This window comes from Lachnoclostridium sp. An14 (assembly GCF_002160755.1).
Classification (GTDB): Bacteria; Bacillota; Clostridia; order Lachnospirales; family Lachnospiraceae; genus Lachnoclostridium_A.
Genome location: NZ_NFLE01000001.1, coordinates 115,991 through 133,262, shown reverse-complemented (window position 1 = coordinate 133,262; position 17,272 = coordinate 115,991). Strand labels below are relative to the sequence as shown.

Here is a 17,272-nt window from a genome sequence, read left to right as displayed (position 1 = left end):
CATCAACCCTCCCTATGGTGCCATAGGCCCAGAAAGGAATGCCATGGACTTGCTACTGGAATACTTGATCCTAGGTATCAAACTCGCATTCAATGCCGTTCTTACTGTGATCGGGGTTGTGGCGCAGTTTTTAGGAAACCTAGGAAGGTGATACAACATAGGACTTAGGCAATCTGCCGGCAACTGGGATTTCTCCCCCGCGCTCCACGCTTATTTGCGGACTTTAGGGAGGGTGTATAGGCTTTATGGTATGCCGTATCGTATGTTGCATGACAGAGCTTTAGAAAAATCTTATGGATTCGTAAAGACTCTGTAATTGATTCCTGGGCCAGAAAGAAGTAAACTATAGGTGCCACCAAATAATACCACTTCTAACCCAGAGCAAAAAAGATAGAAAAGGGAGGACCGTAATGTCAAATCTTGTTCAAGCCGTGATAGGACTTTTAACCATACCCTATGTGTCGATCGGATTGTTAGTTGCCATTTTACTTGGCATCCTAAAGAGCAAGCTCTAGGACAATCCCTAACCCCCTTACATTCTCGTTGCTGCCGGCTGGAATCAACCAGGAGCGGCTCTCACTGCTATGAGGGGATGTATCTTTTTTGTAACTATAGGATACCACATCTTGTGTAAGATGTAAATTAACATCTTACACAAGATTAAGTCTGTTTTTTAGTACATCTTACACAAGATGTTAGGAAAAATGAGCAATTTTAATCCAACAAAATATAAAAACGACTTCGCAAAAGGCGCATATGACAGAGTCAGTATAAACTTCCCCAAAGGTCAAAAACCCATCATTGAGGAGCATTGGCGGAAAAAGGGCTATAAATCTCTAAACGCCTATGTAAATGACCTGATCCAGAAGGACATGGCAGAACATCCTGCCACCGAGGAGGGGGTTACTGTATCCGACAAACAGTAAGCTTTAACTGGGAGCCGTGGTCATGGTAGGTTACCACTTTGGGATGTCCCAGCCGTAGGGGGAACGTATCCGGATCAGGGGAAAGCAGATCAGCCGAGAAGTAGCGGAAAAGCCTGGCGGCATAATAAAGGGAGTTATCCCAGACCGGGGAAATTAACTCATTCAGTGTGATTCGATAAACCATACCATCATACTTGATCTGAAAATCCATGATAACCTCCTAACGTTTGATAAACAACAGGGCCAGACGGAACAGCCTACGGAGCTTATAATAAGCTTTTCGCAACAGTTGGAACAGGTAAATGATACCTAGGATTAACAACAGATAAATCAGGTATTCAAGTATCATCGTCTTCACCTCCTTCTTGATCTTCAGACTTTTGGCGGTAGCTCCGGCGCAGAGCTGCCGGCACCCACGTGCCCGGCAGTCCCCGCGCCTTCTTTGTGTGTTCCGGGAACGGGATGTAACGGCATTCAATTTCCGGAAGTTCGGGAACATCAAACGAATCGAAGTACCTGGCATACTTTGGAATGTAGGTGATTTTGACCGTCCCCAGAAAGAACAACAGTAAACTGTCAAACTGCATATCATCCGCCAGGTTGGCGGTACTTTCACTTCCCTGGCCGGCGTGAACAATGGTGATTGTCTTTGTGATCCGGCGGGCGATGGTAAAGCAGTTGAAGAAGTTGTGGATCAGATACATATTGTCGGTAAGGTCCCGCAGTTTCTTATCCACGTCGAAAGTCTGGCTAAACAGATAGACCGTATGCTTATAGTGGCGCTGGAGCTTGAAATAGTCCCGTACCTCTGTTTTAAAGCTTTTAAAGTTGCGGTTATCCCAGATCATTCCAACCTCATCAATGAGGATTACCGATTCTTCCGGGAACCCACCAAAACCGATCCGATCAGCGTCAAAATAGTACGTGCCGGGAATGGGGGTGTTGCAGTAGACCGGGCGGCCAGCTTTGGCATATTTTAGGGCCAGCTTGCACATCAAGGTGGTCTTACCGGAGCCTTTCTTGCCGAATACCATGTAGAGCTTATAGGGATTGCGGTAGAGGATCACATGGTACACCAGGAAGACCACAAGGAACAGAAACAGGAGAGCAGCCGTTAAGAGAAACACGCGCAGATCAACCTCCTTAGCAGATAAACCAGGCCGCAGCCTAACAGGACACAGATCATAACCGCATAGAGCGGGTTATTTTCAAGATCGAGATACTGAGGGTCGAGAGGGTAGAGGAATACATCCGAGAATAACTGTAAAAACTCAATCATGAGAACACCTCCTAACATTGCATAAAAGAAATGGGGGCCGCAAGGACCCCCATCCACACACCTCACACGGAATGATAAATCCGGATGAAGAACGCCACAATGCCACCGATGAAGAAGATAGACATTGCAAGGAGCAGGATCGGCTGATCCAGGAGGAAGGCAAGGAGTAACCCTACTTCTTCCCACATCCAAGCAGCGACTTCCGAGAATGCAGTTAATAATTCTGTCATACTGACACCTCCTTATACAGAATGGTAAATCCGGATGAAAAAGGCCACAATGCCACCAATGAAGAAGATGGACATTGCAAGGAGCAGGATCGGCTGATCTAAGAGGAAGGAGAGAAGTAACCCTACTTCATCCCACATCCAGGCGGCAACCTCCGAAAATGCGTCCAGTAACGTTTCCATAGCAGTTGGTGCGGAAGGTTCCATACTTACACCTCACTTTCAAATGTCAAAACAACAGTTTCTTAAATATATCTACAACTTTCCGGAAAAGCAGCAGACCGATGATAGTAACCCCCACCCAGGAGGTGGAGCTCCAGAGCCAGGAGACGAAAGCGCTCAGCTCTGAAAAAATCCAGTTGACCACCGGAACGAGATCGTCAAACATCTAGCGACCTCCTCCCGTTACCAGATAGCGGCACAGATAGAAAAACCCATCAATGAGCCATAAGAAAATCACCAGGGAGAACACGTATAAAAGCGGCTCAAACTGAACCGGCACGTCCCCGATCAACGCAACGATTTTCTCCACAAACATATGAGTACACCTCCTAACAGAAAAATAATCACATACTCCGCATACTGGGAGGTATCCAGGGTTTCCGAAACGTGATCCACCTGGACGTGAACCCAGGAGGACGTATACCGGAGCCGGTCATAAGATGTATTATCCCAATAGTAGCTGCGCAGCTCCGCCAAAGAGCCATACTCGTGTAAGTCCGTCATACTCCCCGTGTTAAAGAGAGAGGAGAGGATCAGGAGCGTAAACTCGTCATCGGTTCCGGGATCCTCATCAAATACCCGGCCGGTGACATCCGATCCGGATACATTATAGAGGTAACCGGCGTCAGAGACCCAGAGGGAAGACGCGTATTGTTTCGGGAATGCCACCTGAACCTCCTGGCCGGAGATGGTGCAGTCATACCAGACCACATTGACATCCGGGGCGTCAACCTCATCGGAGAGGGCGACCTCCAGGGCCGGGGCCAGCATGGTGACCACCGGGGAATCTTCCTGTACTGCGTCCAGTGTATCCGACGCCGGCGGCAGCTCCGCGGGGGTTGCCAGACCAGGGCCACCTAGAACAGAAGCCAGATAGTCGAATAAGAGGTCTTGTACTTCCATATCCGATAAGTCCTCCAGACCATCGAGATCGTCTGCAAGCTGATCAAGAGACGATGGAGTGGCAACTGCTGCATACACCGGAGTGGAAAAAAGCAGAGCGCCGCATAAAGCAAATAGAAACCAAGCAACCATGTAAAACCTCCTTAACGCGGTTTCCTGGAGGGTGAGCGCCCGGAGGAGGGCCGCGTAATGGTGGAGACGCTTCCAGAGTTTCGGAACCGGATCACCAGGCAGCCGATAAATAAACCTACCACAATCGCAGCCACGAGGAACGAGCCGAAAGAGTAGGAGCCTAAATCCAGGCCGAACCAGGCCGCCACCACTTTCCCAATAATAAACAGAGTAAAATCAATGAATTCACGCATATCAAGACCCCTTATTGATAACCTGGAAGATGATCGCAATCGCCACCGGCACCACCACAAAGGCCACTAAAAACGGCGGGAGATAGGAGATGCACCCAAACAGCCACGTGACAGAGCGGAAGATGGCTAAGAGGATGAATACCAGGATTTCCACCAGGTTGATGACAAAGTTGACGAGTGTCGTTATAAACGCTACAATCCCTTCAAAAAATGAGAACATCTAAATCCCTCCTTTAAAACGATACCAGCCAATGAGAAGGAGCGCGATGGAGAGAGTAAAGCCGAAGGAGATAGGGATATTCATCGAGCCTAAGTTACTATAGATTCCGACCAGCCAATAGGAGAGATCAGAGAGCGGGGCCGTAAACTGAGTGAAGGGATCCTGAAACTCAAACTGATCAATGTAGCTTTGGGCCTGGTCAAAGAGCTGATCCTCGGACTCCTCCAGCTCCGTGAGAGAGCCGCTTAGACGATCATTTTCTGATTCCATGGAGGAATTGTCGTAACCGTCCGTGATGGTTTCCGTATCCTCGTGACCAGCGTCGATGATATTCTCGATACCTTCCTGGGCGGCAGTGGTGATGTTCTGGATTGCTTGGACGATCTGCTGGGTATGCGTTTCCCAGGCGGAGAACATCGAAGTGAACACGCCGGCGAACTGATTCCAGAGGGCCTCAAGCTGGTAGATGATTGTCTGGATAAGCTCCTTAATTGAATCATCTATTGAAGATACAGAGTTACTAATATTCGTTGTAACATTAGCAATCACGTTGCTTGCACCGCCAGAGGCTCCAACATCCGGAGAAGATACAGAAGGGCTATCTGCATTAGCCTTAAATCTAAACGAAATAGGAGAGGAAGGCACCGCAATATCAAACTGCGTAAGATATTCCGGCCACGTGATATAACATTCAAGAATATTACTCTCCGCATAACCGAACGTAACATTGCCAGTACCTTTAAAAATATTGCCTGTTAATGAAGTAGTAACATTCCCATAGTTACTAGACCCGTCAACATTCTTATCAGATGACCAAAAAGAAACATAGCCACCGGTAGGAGACAATGGCACATTAGCTTCAACAAATTGATAATCGAAACCATATGTACCCGGATCAGGAAGATCATCATCAGAGAAGGAATACATCACACCATGATAATACTCCGAAGTATCCGAAAGTTTTGGAAAAGTATATATAGCATAAGATCCCGACATACCACTATACACGCCGCGAACATTGCGAACCCATGCACCCGAAGAACGATTATACACAGAGCCATATATATCAACATCCGTATTAGAAACAGAAAACGGAACCACTGAAGAAAGAACAGAAAACGTCGAAGACGTTGCAACCGACAGCTCCGCCGGTGTGGCCAAATTAGGCCCCACAGCATACGATGTTGACGAAATCGAGATCACCAGCATAAGACAGAGAAACAAGCCACACAACCGCCGGAGTTTCTTCAAAGCGATCACCTCCAATAAAAAATGAGCAGTCCAACATCTGAAAAGAAGTTGAATTGCTCATAAATAGCTAAATATATCATTTACAGTTGATGAAACCGAACCTCAAGGAATTTAAAGGAAACTGATCGAAACCGGTTCAACTATTCGTTAAACTATTCTTTCGCGAATAGTTATCCCAACCTTCCATCCAATCACACCCAACCCCCAAATACGTCAAGCCGCCTCCTAATCCCCATTTTTTAATTTCAATCTTTCACCAACACCATTTATTTTACCAGCAAATACAATTTATTTCTACCATAAATCCGCAGCCGTCAAAATTAAAATATAACTGAAAATATAATGTAACGTACCACAAGGAAATACATGAGGATACGTGAAACTTTAAAAATCAGTTTCCTGTAATTCAACCCATATTCATATGGATAAAAACAGATAAAAAAGGAAAAGGTTCTCGGCCTTCAATCCCGGCGGATCTTCCTTTTCCTTTCTTACTTATCTACCTATACACGGTTGTTTCATTCAAAAGAATGAATCTGATTCATCCCATCCATTATACTCCAGGCCCAACAGGTTCTGCATCCGGCTGTGCCGCGGATGGCGCTGGAACTGGCGGAGTTTCTGAGCCGTTTTGGATTTCCGTGGACGAATCCGTTACAGGTTCTTTTTCCGCTGGCCTGGATGGCTCTGACGTCTGATGATCTGATGGATCAGTTTGATTATTGGGATGGCCGGCAGAGGTTAAATCACTTCCAGGGCCTCGGGTTTCATCGGTTTCTTCAGAGTCATCATCGTCGTCTCCAGATTCCTCGTTGGGCGGGATGGTTTCCTCTGTACTCTCCGGCTCTGTGGTCTCCTCCGTAGAATCCTCCTCAGGCGCTGTCTCAGCCGGGGCTGTGGTTTCAGCCGGTTGCTGTTTCTGAGGAGCGCGGCCACCGCCGGGATTGGCCTCCGGGGCGTTCTCTCCCACTTCCGTCAGCCCGCTGTCCTCCGCCACCTTCTGGCTGATTTTCTGAACGGAAGCCGGTGCCTGATAAGATTCATCCCCAAACAAGAGCTGATGCAGCTGCTCCACGTTGCTCTCCAGGGTGGTGGGAATCACACAATCCATTTTTCCGATTCGCTTGGTCTCTCTGGAGAATGGGAATCCGGTGGTCTCTACAATCTGATATTTGCTGATATTTTTTGCCAGCGGAATCAGATCGTCAATACCAATATCTGTCGAGATCTGAGGAAGAACCGTTACCAGGATGTTATTCAGCTCTGCAAATCCTGCGCTACGGGCTTTCTCCATGGCCAGGCTGATCACTTTTCTCTGTCTGGCAGTCCGGTTGAAATCCGTATCCATCAAACGCAGTCTGGCGTAGGCAACGGCCTGTACGCCGTCCAGGTGGTTCATTCCCGCGCTCTTTAAATGCTGAGAAGGAATTCCGGTAGATTCTACAGTCTCCGTGATGAAGGAGTTGATATAAGCAAATTCTGCGTCGCTCAGCTCCAGATCAATGCCTCCCAGGATATTGATGGCATCTGCCACTGCTTTCCAGTTAAAGGTGGCGTAATTGTCAAAGGTCAGATCCAGGTTTTCCTCCAGAGCGCTTACGGCCTGTTCATGACCGCCTTTGAAATACGCTTCGTTGATTTTGTGATATGTGCCCGCGGAATCAATTTTTAAATAAGTATCCCGGTATACGGACACCAGGGTAATCTCACCTGTGGATTTATCCACGTTGCAGATCATTTCCACATCAGAGAGAGCTCCCTTTTCCAGGTTTCCGTCACGGGAATCCACGCCAAATACAGCAATCGTCCAATAGCCATCGTCGTGCATATGCCGATATATAAAGTATCCGGTGAGGACTGCCACGGCCAGGACCAGCACGGCGGCCATACGCATTATTTTCTGTTTCCGGCGTTTTTTCTTCAGGGCTCTGGCACGGCGGATTTTTCGCTCCTCAAATTCCTGTTGGTGACGGTTGATGAAATCCGATTCCCGTTTTTTGGCAGGCCGTTTTCGGTTCCGCATCCGTTCCAGTTCATCTTCGTACTCGTAGCTCATAAGGGTACCTCCACACGTTACTCGATTAATTTTCTATAATATTTCCAGTTCGCGTCCAACTCGCTGATGGCCACACTGTTGGACGGGCCGCTGCTTTCATGAATACACAAAAGCTTTCCATCCGCGCCCCAGTCCAGGAACATGACCACATGGGCGTTATCTCCAGTCCGGACAATAATATCTCCTGGCTGCAGCTGATTCCTCGAAATACCGGTTCCGCAGCGGATCAGACCGCTGGTCCCCTCTGCCGGCAGCCGTTCTCCGGTAGCGGACCAATAAACCCAGCTGACCCACCCGGAGCAGTCCAGCCCCTTCTTGATCCGCCCCTTGTAATCTGGTTCCACCAAAGCTCCGAACTGATTGCCCAGATACCCCGGTGCCGCCGGTTTCCCGCCCCAGTAATAGGGGACACGGCCCACGGATTCCAGGGCAAAGCGAATCACGTTCCTGCGCTCTCCGGAAATGTCCTCCGGCAGCCGATCCATATAAGCCTCGATCTCCTCGGCGGACATAGGCGATTGCAGGGCAATATTGGAAATGGTCAGGCCGTAGTTTTCATACCAGTCCTGATTCCTTAAGTCCTCCACATACGCCTTCCGTTCATCGGTCCAGCCGTTCCAGCCCTCTGACAGGGTATTTCCCCTCAGATCCGCCTGATAGAGGCTGCCAGCAGCCTCTGAAAGTCCTTTGATGTGAACGGTTACCGTCAGATCAATGTGGCCGGGGCAGTCGGAGGAAACCATCTCTCCCGCCGCAGAAACTTCAGCGTTTTGAGCGACTTCCTCCGCCAGCAGACGCACATAGTCTCCCGGTTCGGAGACCTCTGCCGGGCTTGCCAGAAGGGAGGCTGTTTCCGAGGTCAGCACCTCCTCTGTACCAGAACTCCCTTCTGTACCGGCTTTTCCGGTTTCCGGTTCTGAAAGACGGTCATAGACAGCCGTTTCTTCCGCGGCAGCCGTCTCTCCCTGCGGAGTCGCGGTTTCCCAACCGGAGCTTTCTGCCGATCCCGAAGAGGTTTCCGGGGAACTGGCCTCCGCTGTTTCTGAATGACCGGACGGCGTGTCAGCCTTCACCATGGCGGAAACTCCTGGGCCGATCGCTGCTCCATTTCCGCCAGACAATGGCGCGCCATCTATGCCGGTCTCCTGGGGCGGCGTTTCCGCAACCTCCGCAGCCGCAGATGCCGCCGCTGGGGAGCTGTCCGCTATCTGTATAGGATCTGCTGCAGATTCCTGTGATACTGGCTCCGGAGAAACAGAGCCGGTGTCATCGCTCTTTGGCCAGTCTTCCTGAGAAAGCTGGGCGATGCTCTCGGAAATCTCACCCGCCATAGACACACCGGGACCGCCGGAGCGGGCCTGGGAGATATTTTCCTGTGATTCCGTTTCTGTGATGCCTTCCTCCGCCTGGATTTCGGCGATGTCTTCCGCCATCTCCTCCTCCTCGGTCTGATTCAGGCACCCTTCACAGAAATAGACGTCGCTCATGGAAATTTCATAGCTGTGAGAGGCATTCCACAGCTCGGTAGCATAGTCCAAAAACAAGCCGCTGTCCTGATAATCGTGAAAATATGTATAGACATTGGCCATGGAGATAATGTCCTTTACGTTGGAATCTCCCTCCGCGCGGTTTCCGTCCCCGTCATATACCGTGACCCGAATCCGTTTCCAGGAACCCACTTTCCAGGTGGAAGGATTGTCCTGGATGTGGCTGTCGTCTTTGGGGTTGTATTTGCCCATCACGGCGTCGGCAGACCGCCCCAGCCGGGAGGCCATTTGGGCTGGTGTCATTCCTGACAGGTTGTAGATGGTATCCAGCCAGTTTTGATCCATAATCTCCAATTCTCGGTATATGGCCCCCATCTGACTGTTTAGCACATCCGAAGTGTCCGCTCCGTCGGGAAATTCGTAGGCCAGATTCAGGACGTTGGGAAGGATTTCCCGCTCTGGCTCCTCTGTTTCTCCACTGTGGTCCGCGGGTGCCAGATCAGGGGAGACGTCTTCCTCTGCAGGCGGCAGTACAACCGGTTCTGCGCCGGTCCAGGCGGGAAAACGGGTTCCCACGCTGACGGTCAGTATGCTTCCCGCCACCATCCAGGCAAGGCCCGCGGCATGAAATTTTATCGCTTTGTTCATGTATGGTTACATCCTTTTTTCAGGCGTTTCCGTCATTTATGTTCCGTGTGTTTTTGCTGTGTTTTTCACTATCCAACTAAAAACTATATCATAGAATGCCGGGGAATAACAGAGCAAAACCCTTAATTTTTGTTAAATTTTTCTGCGTTGGCAAGCCCTTTTTTCGACGTGCAGTCCGCCGGTGTCAGTCTGCCGGTGTCACGGCACCGGCGATGAATGAGGAGGTGTGTTCCATGCAAAAAGACAGCAAAAAGACAACAAAAATTCGATGCCAGCGCATAGTGGACAGAAATACAGGTGTGTTGACGGCCATTTATAAATCCCTCATTTTTCGCAGAAAAACGCCCCGGCCCACAAACCGGCAGCTACCGTTCTGCGTCCGGGGCGATTCAGCCCTCTTAAGGCTCACAGCCTTCCTCTATTTGGCAAAAGTTTATAATGGATTTGGGGAATTTATTTCAAAGGAGCATTAAGCTTTTTTCTGGCTCATCTTCGCGTTGGCAAAGTCCAGAATCATATCTACGGTTCCATCAATGCCCAGCACGCTGCTGTTGATGCACAGGTCATAGCTGCGCACGTCGCCCCACTTTTTACTGGAATAATAATTGTAATAGCTGGAGCGCTCCTTATCCGTCTTCATCATGATTTCTTTTGCCTTCGCCTCCGTCACATTGTTCCGCTCCGCCAGGCGTTTGATCTTTGCATCGTCATCTCCCGTGATAAATACGCTTACCATGTTGGGATAGCCCTCCAGGGCGTAATCCGCGCACCGGCCGACGATCACACAGGATTCCTTATCAGCCAGGGCTTTGATGGTGTCAAACTGGGCTAAGAACACCTTGTGATTGATGGGCATATCCATGTACCCGGAGGAGGTGTATCCGAAGGAATAGGAATCCATAACCAGGGAATACAGAAAGCTCTTTGTGGGCTTTTCGTCGTGGGTCTCAAAAAGTTCCTCACACAGCCCGCTCTCCTTCGCTGCCATGGCCAGAAGTTCCTTGTCGTAGCACTTTACTCCCAGCCGCTCCGCGATTTTCTGGCCGATCTCCTTACCTCCACTGCCTGATTGCCTTCCTATGGTAATGATCAAATTGTTACTCATGCTCACCCGCTCCTTCCATATGGCTCAGTCGCCTGAAATAATCTTTTTACTACCACTATTATATATCAAAAGGAGGGAAAAGTACATAATTATTTTAATTTTCTCAAAAGTTCTGCAAAATATTCTGGCAACGGAGCGGAAAACTCCATGTACGCTCCCGTTCGGGGATGGATGATGCCTAAAACGCCGGCGTGCAGGGTCTGCCCTTGCAGGCCGGGGACGGGGCATTTTGCGGGGCCGTAAACCGCGTCTCCCAGGAGCGGATGGTGAATGCTTGCCATGTGCACCCGGATCTGATGGGTGCGCCCTGTCTCCAGCTGGCATTCCACGTACGTGTACCGTTCAAACCGTTTCAGAACCCGGTAGTGGGTGACGGCTTCCTTCCCGTTTTTCTGGTTGATACACATTTTTTTCCGGTCTGTGGGATGGCGGCCGATGGGGGCGTCCACGGTTCCTTCCTCCTCTTTTATTACGCCGTGAACGATGGCATAATATTTCCTGGTGATGGAGTGAACCTTCAGCTGTTCGGCGATGCTGCGGTGGGCGGTGTCGTTTTTGCAGGCGATGAGCACTCCTGTGGTGTCCATGTCGATGCGGTGGACGATACCCGGACGCAGTACCCCGTTGATGCCGGAGAGATCGTCCCGGCAGTGGGCCATAAGGCCGTTTACCAGGGTCCCGCTGTAGTGCCCTGCCGCCGGATGGACCACCATGCCCTTCGGCTTATTGATGAGAATGATGTCGGAATCCTCATAGAGAATGTCAAGATCCATAGGTTCCGCGGCGATTTGCAGCTCCTCCGGCTCCGGCACGTCGATTGCCACCTGGTCTCCGGGGACCAGACGGTAGCTGCTCTTTTCCGTTTTCCCGTTTACGGTCACACCGCCGCCCTTTAATACTTTTTGAATATAAGAACGGGAAAGGCCCTCCAGCTGTCCGCTTAAAAAGGCGTCCAGCCGGCAGTCCTTTCCCTCCTCTGTTACGGTGAGAGTCTGTGTCAAAGAGATTCTCCTTTCTTCCTTTTCAGGGAAAATGGCTCCAGTTCGCTCTCCTTGTAGTAAAACAGGAGCAGAAACACCAGGGCGGCGGCCGCTACGGTCACGTAGCAGTCTGCGACGTTAAATACAGGGAAATTGATGAGGCGGAAATAGAAAAAGTCCACCACATAGCCCTGAACCGTCCGGTCGATCATGTTTCCCACAGCTCCCGCCACCACTCCGATGGCGGAGAAATATAAGGGGAGGAACCTTTTTCCCGCGGGCATCCGCCAGAGGGCGAAAAGAGCCGCGGCGATCACCACAGCCGCGATCAGAAAAAAGAATCCCTGGCGTCCCTGGAGCATCCCGAAGGCAGCCCCACGGTTCTCCAGGTAAGTGAGCTCAAACACGCCTTCCAGAAGTACCATGGGATTCTGTCCTTTCAGATGCCCCACTGCCAGCGCTTTCGTCCACTGATCCAGCCCGATGAGGACGGCACAGCTGAGGAAAAAGCCGGCAAATTGTTTCCATTTGCAATTCATAATCCTGCTCCTTTGTCTATCTCAGGATATAGGACAGGCCCTGGCGCATCTCCTCCTCTGAGACCGTCCGATCCACATAGGCGTCTCCGATCCGCTCCAGGAGCACGAATTTTACTGTCCCCGCATCCATCTTTTTGTCATTTTTCGTCGCTTGGAGAATCTGCTCCGGCGTGAGTCCGGAGACCGTCACCGGAAGGCCGAAACGGGACAGCACCCTGCTGAGGCGCTCCACCTCCTCCAGGGGGATATTTCCCCTGAGATGGGAAATATAAGCCGCCGCCAGGCAGCCAAGACCGACACAGTGGCCGTGGAGCATGGCAAACTGCTTCTCCTTCTCAATGGCATGGCCCAGCGTATGGCCGAAGTTTAAAAGAGCGCGCACGCCCTGCTCCTTCGGGTCTTCCTCCACTACCCGCTGTTTGATCAGGTCGCTGGAGAGGATCATCTCCTCACAGGTCTGAAGGCGGCGCTCCATGATCTCTCCGGAACAGTCCTCCAGCCACCGGTAGTAGTCTCCGTTCTGAATCAGCCCGTGTTTGATCACCTCTCCCATACCGGAGGAAAACTGCTCCTCGGACAGAGTCTGGAGCACAGCCATGTTGCTGTAAACCATTTTAGGCATATGGAAGGCGCCTACCATGTTTTTGTAGGCCAGGAAGTCCACGCCTGTCTTTCCGCCGATGCTGCTGTCCACCTGAGAAAGGAGGGTGGTAGGGATCTGAAGGAAGGATACGCCCCTCAGATAGGTGGCCGCGGCAAATCCGCAGAGATCTCCCACGACGCCGCCGCCCAAGGCCACCAGCACATCCTTTCGGTCAAACTTTTCCAGGATCAGTGTCTCATAGAGTTTCTGAACCGTGTCCAGGTTCTTGTACTCCTCGCCGGCGGGGAATACGAAATTCACCACCCGGCTGCAGCAGGAGGCGAGAATGTTCCCCACCTCGTTTAAATACAGCTCCGCCACGTTGGAATCGGTGACGATGCAGACCTTTCTTCCGCTCACGAAATGGGCGGCCTCCCGCCCCAGGTTCCCGAAAGAAGTCTCCAGTACAATATCGTATATGGACCGTCCGTCCAGATGAATGGTCATTCTCTCTGACATTTCGTCTCCTCCTTATGTAAAATGCGCCCTGTGGCGGCGTATTTTTAAACCATCGTTTTCCGATGGCGATGAAGGGATCAGAAGGTGTTTTATCCCTGGCATCCCATGATAAAAAATCCTCCGGCAAAGACCTGCTCCGCCCAGAGGAAAATGGCTGTGAATACAGCCGCGTCACGGCGCGGTACGCGTACGCCCGGAGCCTTTTGGCATGGGAAACTCCTTTTTCCCGGAGCCCCCGATTCCCATTATGATTCTTATGTAATTCTTACACAAAGCGCTCTGCCGCTACAAACAGGCGCCCTTTTTTCGTCTCGTTCTCCACGCCGCAGTACCGGAATTTTCCAAGCCCGCGGACGGAGACAATATCCCCCGGTTTCAGCAAAAGGCCGCTTTTTGCCGCCAGTTTCCCGTTTACAAACACCTTTTCCCCTTCGATGTAGGGGACGATGCGGGACCGGGAGGAACGGTAGACGAAGGCCAGGATATTGTCCAGGCGCTCCGACGCGACGCTCCCTTCCATGCGCTCAAACCGCGGCTGAATCGCCAGATCCACAAGGGGGCACACCTTTGCCGTCACGGAAGTGCGGCGGATGGTGGAGAGCTGATCGGCGATGTAGGGGGCCATCTCCTCCAGAGCAAAAATATATCCCTTGCCATCTTCTATGAGAATGTCTCCCACCTTAGAGCGCTCGATGCCTAAATTCATCACCGCTCCCAGGTAGTCCCGGTGGGTGAGATCTTCGGCAAACCGTGCGTTTAGGGGAGCCACCTCCACACAGGAAATGGGAGGGATTTCCTCTTGCGTATAGGAAGGAAGAAAGCAAACAATCTTTCTCTCCGCCAGGGAATAGCCTCCCGTCAGCCGATAGCTGGCTCCGGCAAGCTCCTGGCTCATGGAGTGAAAAATTGTCTGCTCGTTTAAGTTCAGAAAATCCGTATGTGTGGGAATGTCTCTCCGCTGGCACACGGAGGCCAGTTCCCGGATCCGTTTCCGCAGTAACTGTTCTTCTTTATCCATGGTATGCTGCTCTCTCGCCTGCATTACCCGTTGAAACGGACATTGAGGCCGGACACATCTAATGTGCCGGCGTTAAGTAGGTCCTGGAAGTCACCTGACAGCTCCACGGACTCCGGAGTAGCGATAAAGATATAGCTTGAAATCTTCTGCAGGTTTCCGTTCATGGAATACGTAGCGCCAGAGGTGAAATCAATAATTCTCTGGGCAACCTCCGTGTGGAGCCCTTCCATGTTCAGTACAACGGCTTTCCCATCCAGAAGGTATTCACAGATGTCCTTGGAATCCTCCATGGACATGGGTTTCACCAGGGAAACTTCCATGCCGCGGCGCATGGGCACCACCTTATTGTTATTCGCTCCACGGTTTAAGAACTTGGGACGGATTACGGAAGATTCTTCCTCATCCTCCTCCTCGTCATAACTGTTATTTCTGGAAAAGAACCCTTTCTTCGCCGGTTTCTCATCCTCATAATCGTCATCTAAGAAGTAGTCCTCGTCCTCATCGTCGCTCAATCTCATGGTATTCATAAACTTTCCTAAAAGACTCATTCTTACTCTCTCCTATCTGGCACCAAATATCCCGGTGCCAACTCTAATCATGGTGCTGCCCTCCTCAATGGCGACCTGGTAGTCTCCCGTCATTCCCATGGAAAGGACATTCATAGTACCATTATCAATGTTTTTACTTTTTATGTCAATAAAAAGTTGATATAATTTTTTAAAAATATCGCGATTTTCTTCCGGATCCTCCACAAAAGGCGCAATGGTCATCAGCCCTTTTACCGTAATATGGGGAAATTCACGGATTTGAAGGAGGGCCTCCTCCACTTCCTCCAGGAAAAAGCCGTATTTGCTCTCCTCCCTGGCTACGTTTACCTCCAGCAGAATGTCCACGGACAGATCCCGTTTTGCTGCGTCCGCCTCGATCTGCTCCGCCAGACGCAGGGAATCCACGGAGTGGATGAGCACCGCTTTGCCGATCACCTGGCGGACCTTGTTGCGCTGCAGGTGGCCGATCATGTGAAAACGGGCGTCCTCCGGCATTCCCGGCTGCTTTTCCAGGATTTCCTGGACCTTATTTTCTCCGAAGTCCCTGGCGCCTGCCTCGTAGGCTTCCTTTAACATTTCCAGAGGTTTCGTCTTGCTGACAGCGACCAGGGTGACGTCCTCCACCGGCCGTCCCGCCCGGCGGCAGGCCTCCTCCATATGTTTTCTCACTTCCATCAGATTTTCCTTTACCATACGTACCTTCCTTTCTGTTTGCCTCATATGACCGGGGCTTACTGATAGATAATGGTTCCCTCGGACACGGTGGAGGCATCCAATACGATGTGGTCGTATACGGACAGCCCGTAGCTGGTGCCCTTGTTTATGAGGTAGTATTCGTCATTGGAGCTTAAAATCTCTACCTGGCGGAATACGGTGTAACCTTTGTTGATATTGTAGACTCCGTCTAAAGACGCCGTCTGCCCTACCTGGAAACGCTCTGTGGAGCCGGGCTTTACCAGATAGTCCCCTGCCGTGATCCCGCTCTTTCCGGAGACATCGATGTAATAATACCCGTCCTTTAAATCGTATAGCGTGGTGGGCACGAACAGGATGGAGATGGAACCATCCTGCTCAGAGTACGTCTCCTTCATAAAGCCGTCGGAAGAACTGTCGCCTCCTTTGGTGAGATAGTCCTCCGGGATCAGGAAAAACTGTTTCTGAGTCACCGAGGTTTTCGGGATCTTCAGGCCGGTGGTGGTGTCCGCGCTGACCTCAAAGGTGAGGAAACGCTCGGACTCAAACTGTACCATATATTTGGCAAAATCCAACTGTCCATAGGTGTTTCCGTCCGCGCCGGTGACGACGGTGAAGGCTCCCGTAAGCTCCAGATCGTAGCCGGGGAACGTGACGTGGAGCTGTTTCTTTCCTCCGTAGTCGGCCAGCTCCTTCTCTCCCATGGGGAAGACCAGGGACCATTTATCGGAGGTGATGTTTTTGTAAACGGGGGCGTTCTGCTCCACCAGGTCCCCGGATTTGGCCTGGGTGCGGCTGTAGCCGGACCGGTCGAAAGCGGCCGCCGTGAGGGCGGATGGGGTCAAATCGGAGTAGGAATGGGTTTCCCCGTCCGCCCCCGTATACTGATCCACCACGTAGGATACCACCCCGGCCTTGTCGGCCCGGATCTGGTGAAAATTGATGCCGGCCTGGCTCATGGCCTCAGCGGCCTCCTCCATGACGCTGAAACTGACGTACTCCATCATGGCGGCCTCCAGCGAGTATTTGGCGTCCTCCACCTGGGAGAAGTTTCCGTCGTCATAGGAAAGGCTGAAGGAGGTGAGCTGCTTTTTCAGAGCGTTTAAATCCTCGTCTGTCAGCTTGGCGGTTCCCGCCTCGCTCTCCTGCAGAAACTGTTCCACCCGCCCGGACTCATCTAAGGAGTACACGCTGGCGCCCACAGAGGCCCGTTTCCCTTCCCGGATATAGTAATTGATGTAGCCGGCGTTCTCCGTCCGGTACACGCTCTCCTCCCGCAGGATGATGCCGGTGTACTCCCGGTCTTCCACAATGCTCCCCTCTGACACCTCGTAAAACTGCACCTTATCTCTGGTGACGTAGGCGTAAACGTAAAACGCCATGTAGAGGAAGATCAGAAAGAAGATCATGGAGCCTACGGTCATATGCCGCTGGGAATGTTTTTTCCGTTTTTCCAGGTCGATGACCTCCGATTGTTTCTTTTTTGCCATGAATGAAACCTCCAAGGGCCGGTAATGTTATCGTGTGTCTGCTATGTCATAGGAAAATGGGTTGTGCCACAGAAAACCGCGTTCTCTGTGACACGACAGCCTTCAGCGGGAGGCGAGCTCCGGCGCGGATATGCGCCACAGCGCCGGAGCGCACGTTTCCATCGCGGAAGAAAAAGACCCCTGCCGAACGCTGCAGCAGGGGTCCTTTATGGG

22 protein-coding genes are annotated in these 17,272 nt (G+C 51.3%); 1 reads left to right on the top strand and 21 read right to left on the bottom strand.

Annotated elements, in window-relative coordinates; genetic code table 11:
* Positions 1-704: 704 nt before the first annotated feature.
* Positions 705-926 (top strand): hypothetical protein, encoded by a 222-nt coding sequence (locus tag B5E84_RS00600; RefSeq protein ID WP_087217716.1) that lies wholly within the window; start codon positions 705-707, stop codon positions 924-926.
* Here B5E84_RS00600 and B5E84_RS00595 read toward each other — a convergent pair.
* The 21 genes from B5E84_RS00595 to B5E84_RS00510 all read right to left on the bottom strand — a co-directional run bounded on the left by B5E84_RS00595 (position 904) and on the right by B5E84_RS00510 (position 17,059).
* Positions 904-1,137: a hypothetical protein gene (locus tag B5E84_RS00595; RefSeq protein ID WP_087217714.1), complete on the bottom strand. Its 234-nt coding sequence runs from the start codon at positions 1,135-1,137 to the stop codon at positions 904-906. The genes B5E84_RS00600 and B5E84_RS00595 overlap by 23 nt on opposite strands.
* 127 nt (positions 1,138-1,264) lie before the next feature.
* Positions 1,265-2,053 carry an ATP-binding protein gene (locus tag B5E84_RS00590; RefSeq protein ID WP_242963196.1) on the bottom strand — a complete coding sequence of 263 codons (789 nt, stop codon included), beginning with the start codon at positions 2,051-2,053 and terminating at the stop codon, positions 1,265-1,267.
* Positions 2,041-2,205 (bottom strand): hypothetical protein, encoded by a 165-nt coding sequence (locus tag B5E84_RS20525; protein WP_162612780.1) that lies wholly within the window; start codon positions 2,203-2,205, stop codon positions 2,041-2,043. Before B5E84_RS20525 ends, B5E84_RS00590 begins: the two co-directional genes overlap by 13 nt.
* 62 nt (positions 2,206-2,267) lie before the next feature.
* Positions 2,268-2,435 (bottom strand): hypothetical protein, encoded by a 168-nt coding sequence (locus B5E84_RS20520; protein WP_162612779.1) that lies wholly within the window; start codon positions 2,433-2,435, stop codon positions 2,268-2,270.
* A gap of 12 nt (positions 2,436-2,447) precedes the next feature.
* Positions 2,448-2,573 carry a hypothetical protein gene (locus B5E84_RS21195; protein ID WP_275533071.1) on the bottom strand — a complete coding sequence of 42 codons (126 nt, stop codon included), beginning with the start codon at positions 2,571-2,573 and terminating at the stop codon, positions 2,448-2,450.
* Between the two features lie 88 nt (positions 2,574-2,661).
* The gene (locus tag B5E84_RS20770) at positions 2,662-2,820 is read right to left on the bottom strand and encodes a hypothetical protein (RefSeq protein ID WP_204248516.1); all 159 of its coding nucleotides are present in this window, start codon (positions 2,818-2,820) and stop codon (positions 2,662-2,664) included.
* The gene (locus B5E84_RS20765; protein ID WP_204248515.1) at positions 2,821-2,970 is read right to left on the bottom strand and encodes a hypothetical protein; all 150 of its coding nucleotides are present in this window, start codon (positions 2,968-2,970) and stop codon (positions 2,821-2,823) included.
* The gene (locus B5E84_RS00580; RefSeq protein WP_087217710.1) at positions 2,943-3,689 is read right to left on the bottom strand and encodes a hypothetical protein; all 747 of its coding nucleotides are present in this window, start codon (positions 3,687-3,689) and stop codon (positions 2,943-2,945) included. Before B5E84_RS00580 ends, B5E84_RS20765 begins: the two co-directional genes overlap by 28 nt.
* A gap of 11 nt (positions 3,690-3,700) precedes the next feature.
* Positions 3,701-3,922 (bottom strand): hypothetical protein, encoded by a 222-nt coding sequence (locus B5E84_RS00575; RefSeq protein ID WP_087217708.1) that lies wholly within the window; start codon positions 3,920-3,922, stop codon positions 3,701-3,703.
* A gap of 1 nt (position 3,923) precedes the next feature.
* Positions 3,924-4,142: a hypothetical protein gene (locus tag B5E84_RS00570; protein ID WP_087217706.1), complete on the bottom strand. Its 219-nt coding sequence runs from the start codon at positions 4,140-4,142 to the stop codon at positions 3,924-3,926.
* A complete protein-coding gene (locus tag B5E84_RS20265) occupies positions 4,143-5,393 on the bottom strand; it encodes a M14 family metallopeptidase (RefSeq protein ID WP_143469150.1) in 1,251 nt (416 codons plus the stop codon).
* A gap of 553 nt (positions 5,394-5,946) precedes the next feature.
* Positions 5,947-7,449, bottom strand: a complete 1,503-nt coding sequence (locus B5E84_RS00560) for an LCP family protein (RefSeq protein WP_087217702.1) — start codon at positions 7,447-7,449, stop codon at positions 5,947-5,949.
* A 17-nt stretch (positions 7,450-7,466) separates the two neighbouring features.
* Complete coding sequence (locus B5E84_RS00555; RefSeq protein WP_087217700.1) at positions 7,467-9,584, bottom strand: C40 family peptidase; 2,118 nt, start codon at positions 9,582-9,584, stop codon at positions 7,467-7,469.
* Positions 9,585-10,053: 469 nt separating this feature from the next.
* Positions 10,054-10,689, bottom strand: coding sequence for a cytidylate kinase-like family protein (locus B5E84_RS00545; RefSeq protein WP_087217696.1), 636 nt, complete (start codon positions 10,687-10,689; stop codon positions 10,054-10,056).
* 89 nt (positions 10,690-10,778) lie between these two features.
* A complete protein-coding gene (locus tag B5E84_RS00540) occupies positions 10,779-11,690 on the bottom strand; it encodes an RluA family pseudouridine synthase (protein WP_087217694.1) in 912 nt (303 codons plus the stop codon).
* Positions 11,687-12,208 (bottom strand): signal peptidase II, encoded by a 522-nt coding sequence (gene lspA / locus B5E84_RS00535; RefSeq protein ID WP_087217692.1) that lies wholly within the window; start codon positions 12,206-12,208, stop codon positions 11,687-11,689. The genes B5E84_RS00540 and lspA overlap by 4 nt, the downstream gene beginning before the upstream one ends.
* A 16-nt stretch (positions 12,209-12,224) precedes the next feature.
* Entirely contained in the window at positions 12,225-13,310 is a 1,086-nt protein-coding gene (gene aroB, locus B5E84_RS00530; RefSeq protein WP_087217690.1) for a 3-dehydroquinate synthase, read from the bottom strand.
* Positions 13,311-13,575: 265 nt separating this feature from the next.
* Entirely contained in the window at positions 13,576-14,328 is a 753-nt protein-coding gene (locus tag B5E84_RS00525; protein WP_087217688.1) for a YlmH family RNA-binding protein, read from the bottom strand.
* A gap of 23 nt (positions 14,329-14,351) precedes the next feature.
* Complete coding sequence (locus B5E84_RS00520; protein ID WP_087217686.1) at positions 14,352-14,876, bottom strand: cell division protein SepF; 525 nt, start codon at positions 14,874-14,876, stop codon at positions 14,352-14,354.
* A 12-nt stretch (positions 14,877-14,888) separates the two neighbouring features.
* Entirely contained in the window at positions 14,889-15,569 is a 681-nt protein-coding gene (locus B5E84_RS00515; RefSeq protein WP_087217685.1) for a YggS family pyridoxal phosphate-dependent enzyme, read from the bottom strand.
* A gap of 38 nt (positions 15,570-15,607) precedes the next feature.
* Positions 15,608-17,059, bottom strand: coding sequence for a biotin/lipoyl attachment domain-containing protein (locus tag B5E84_RS00510; RefSeq protein WP_087217683.1), 1,452 nt, complete (start codon positions 17,057-17,059; stop codon positions 15,608-15,610).
* Positions 17,060-17,272 lie beyond the last annotated feature (213 nt).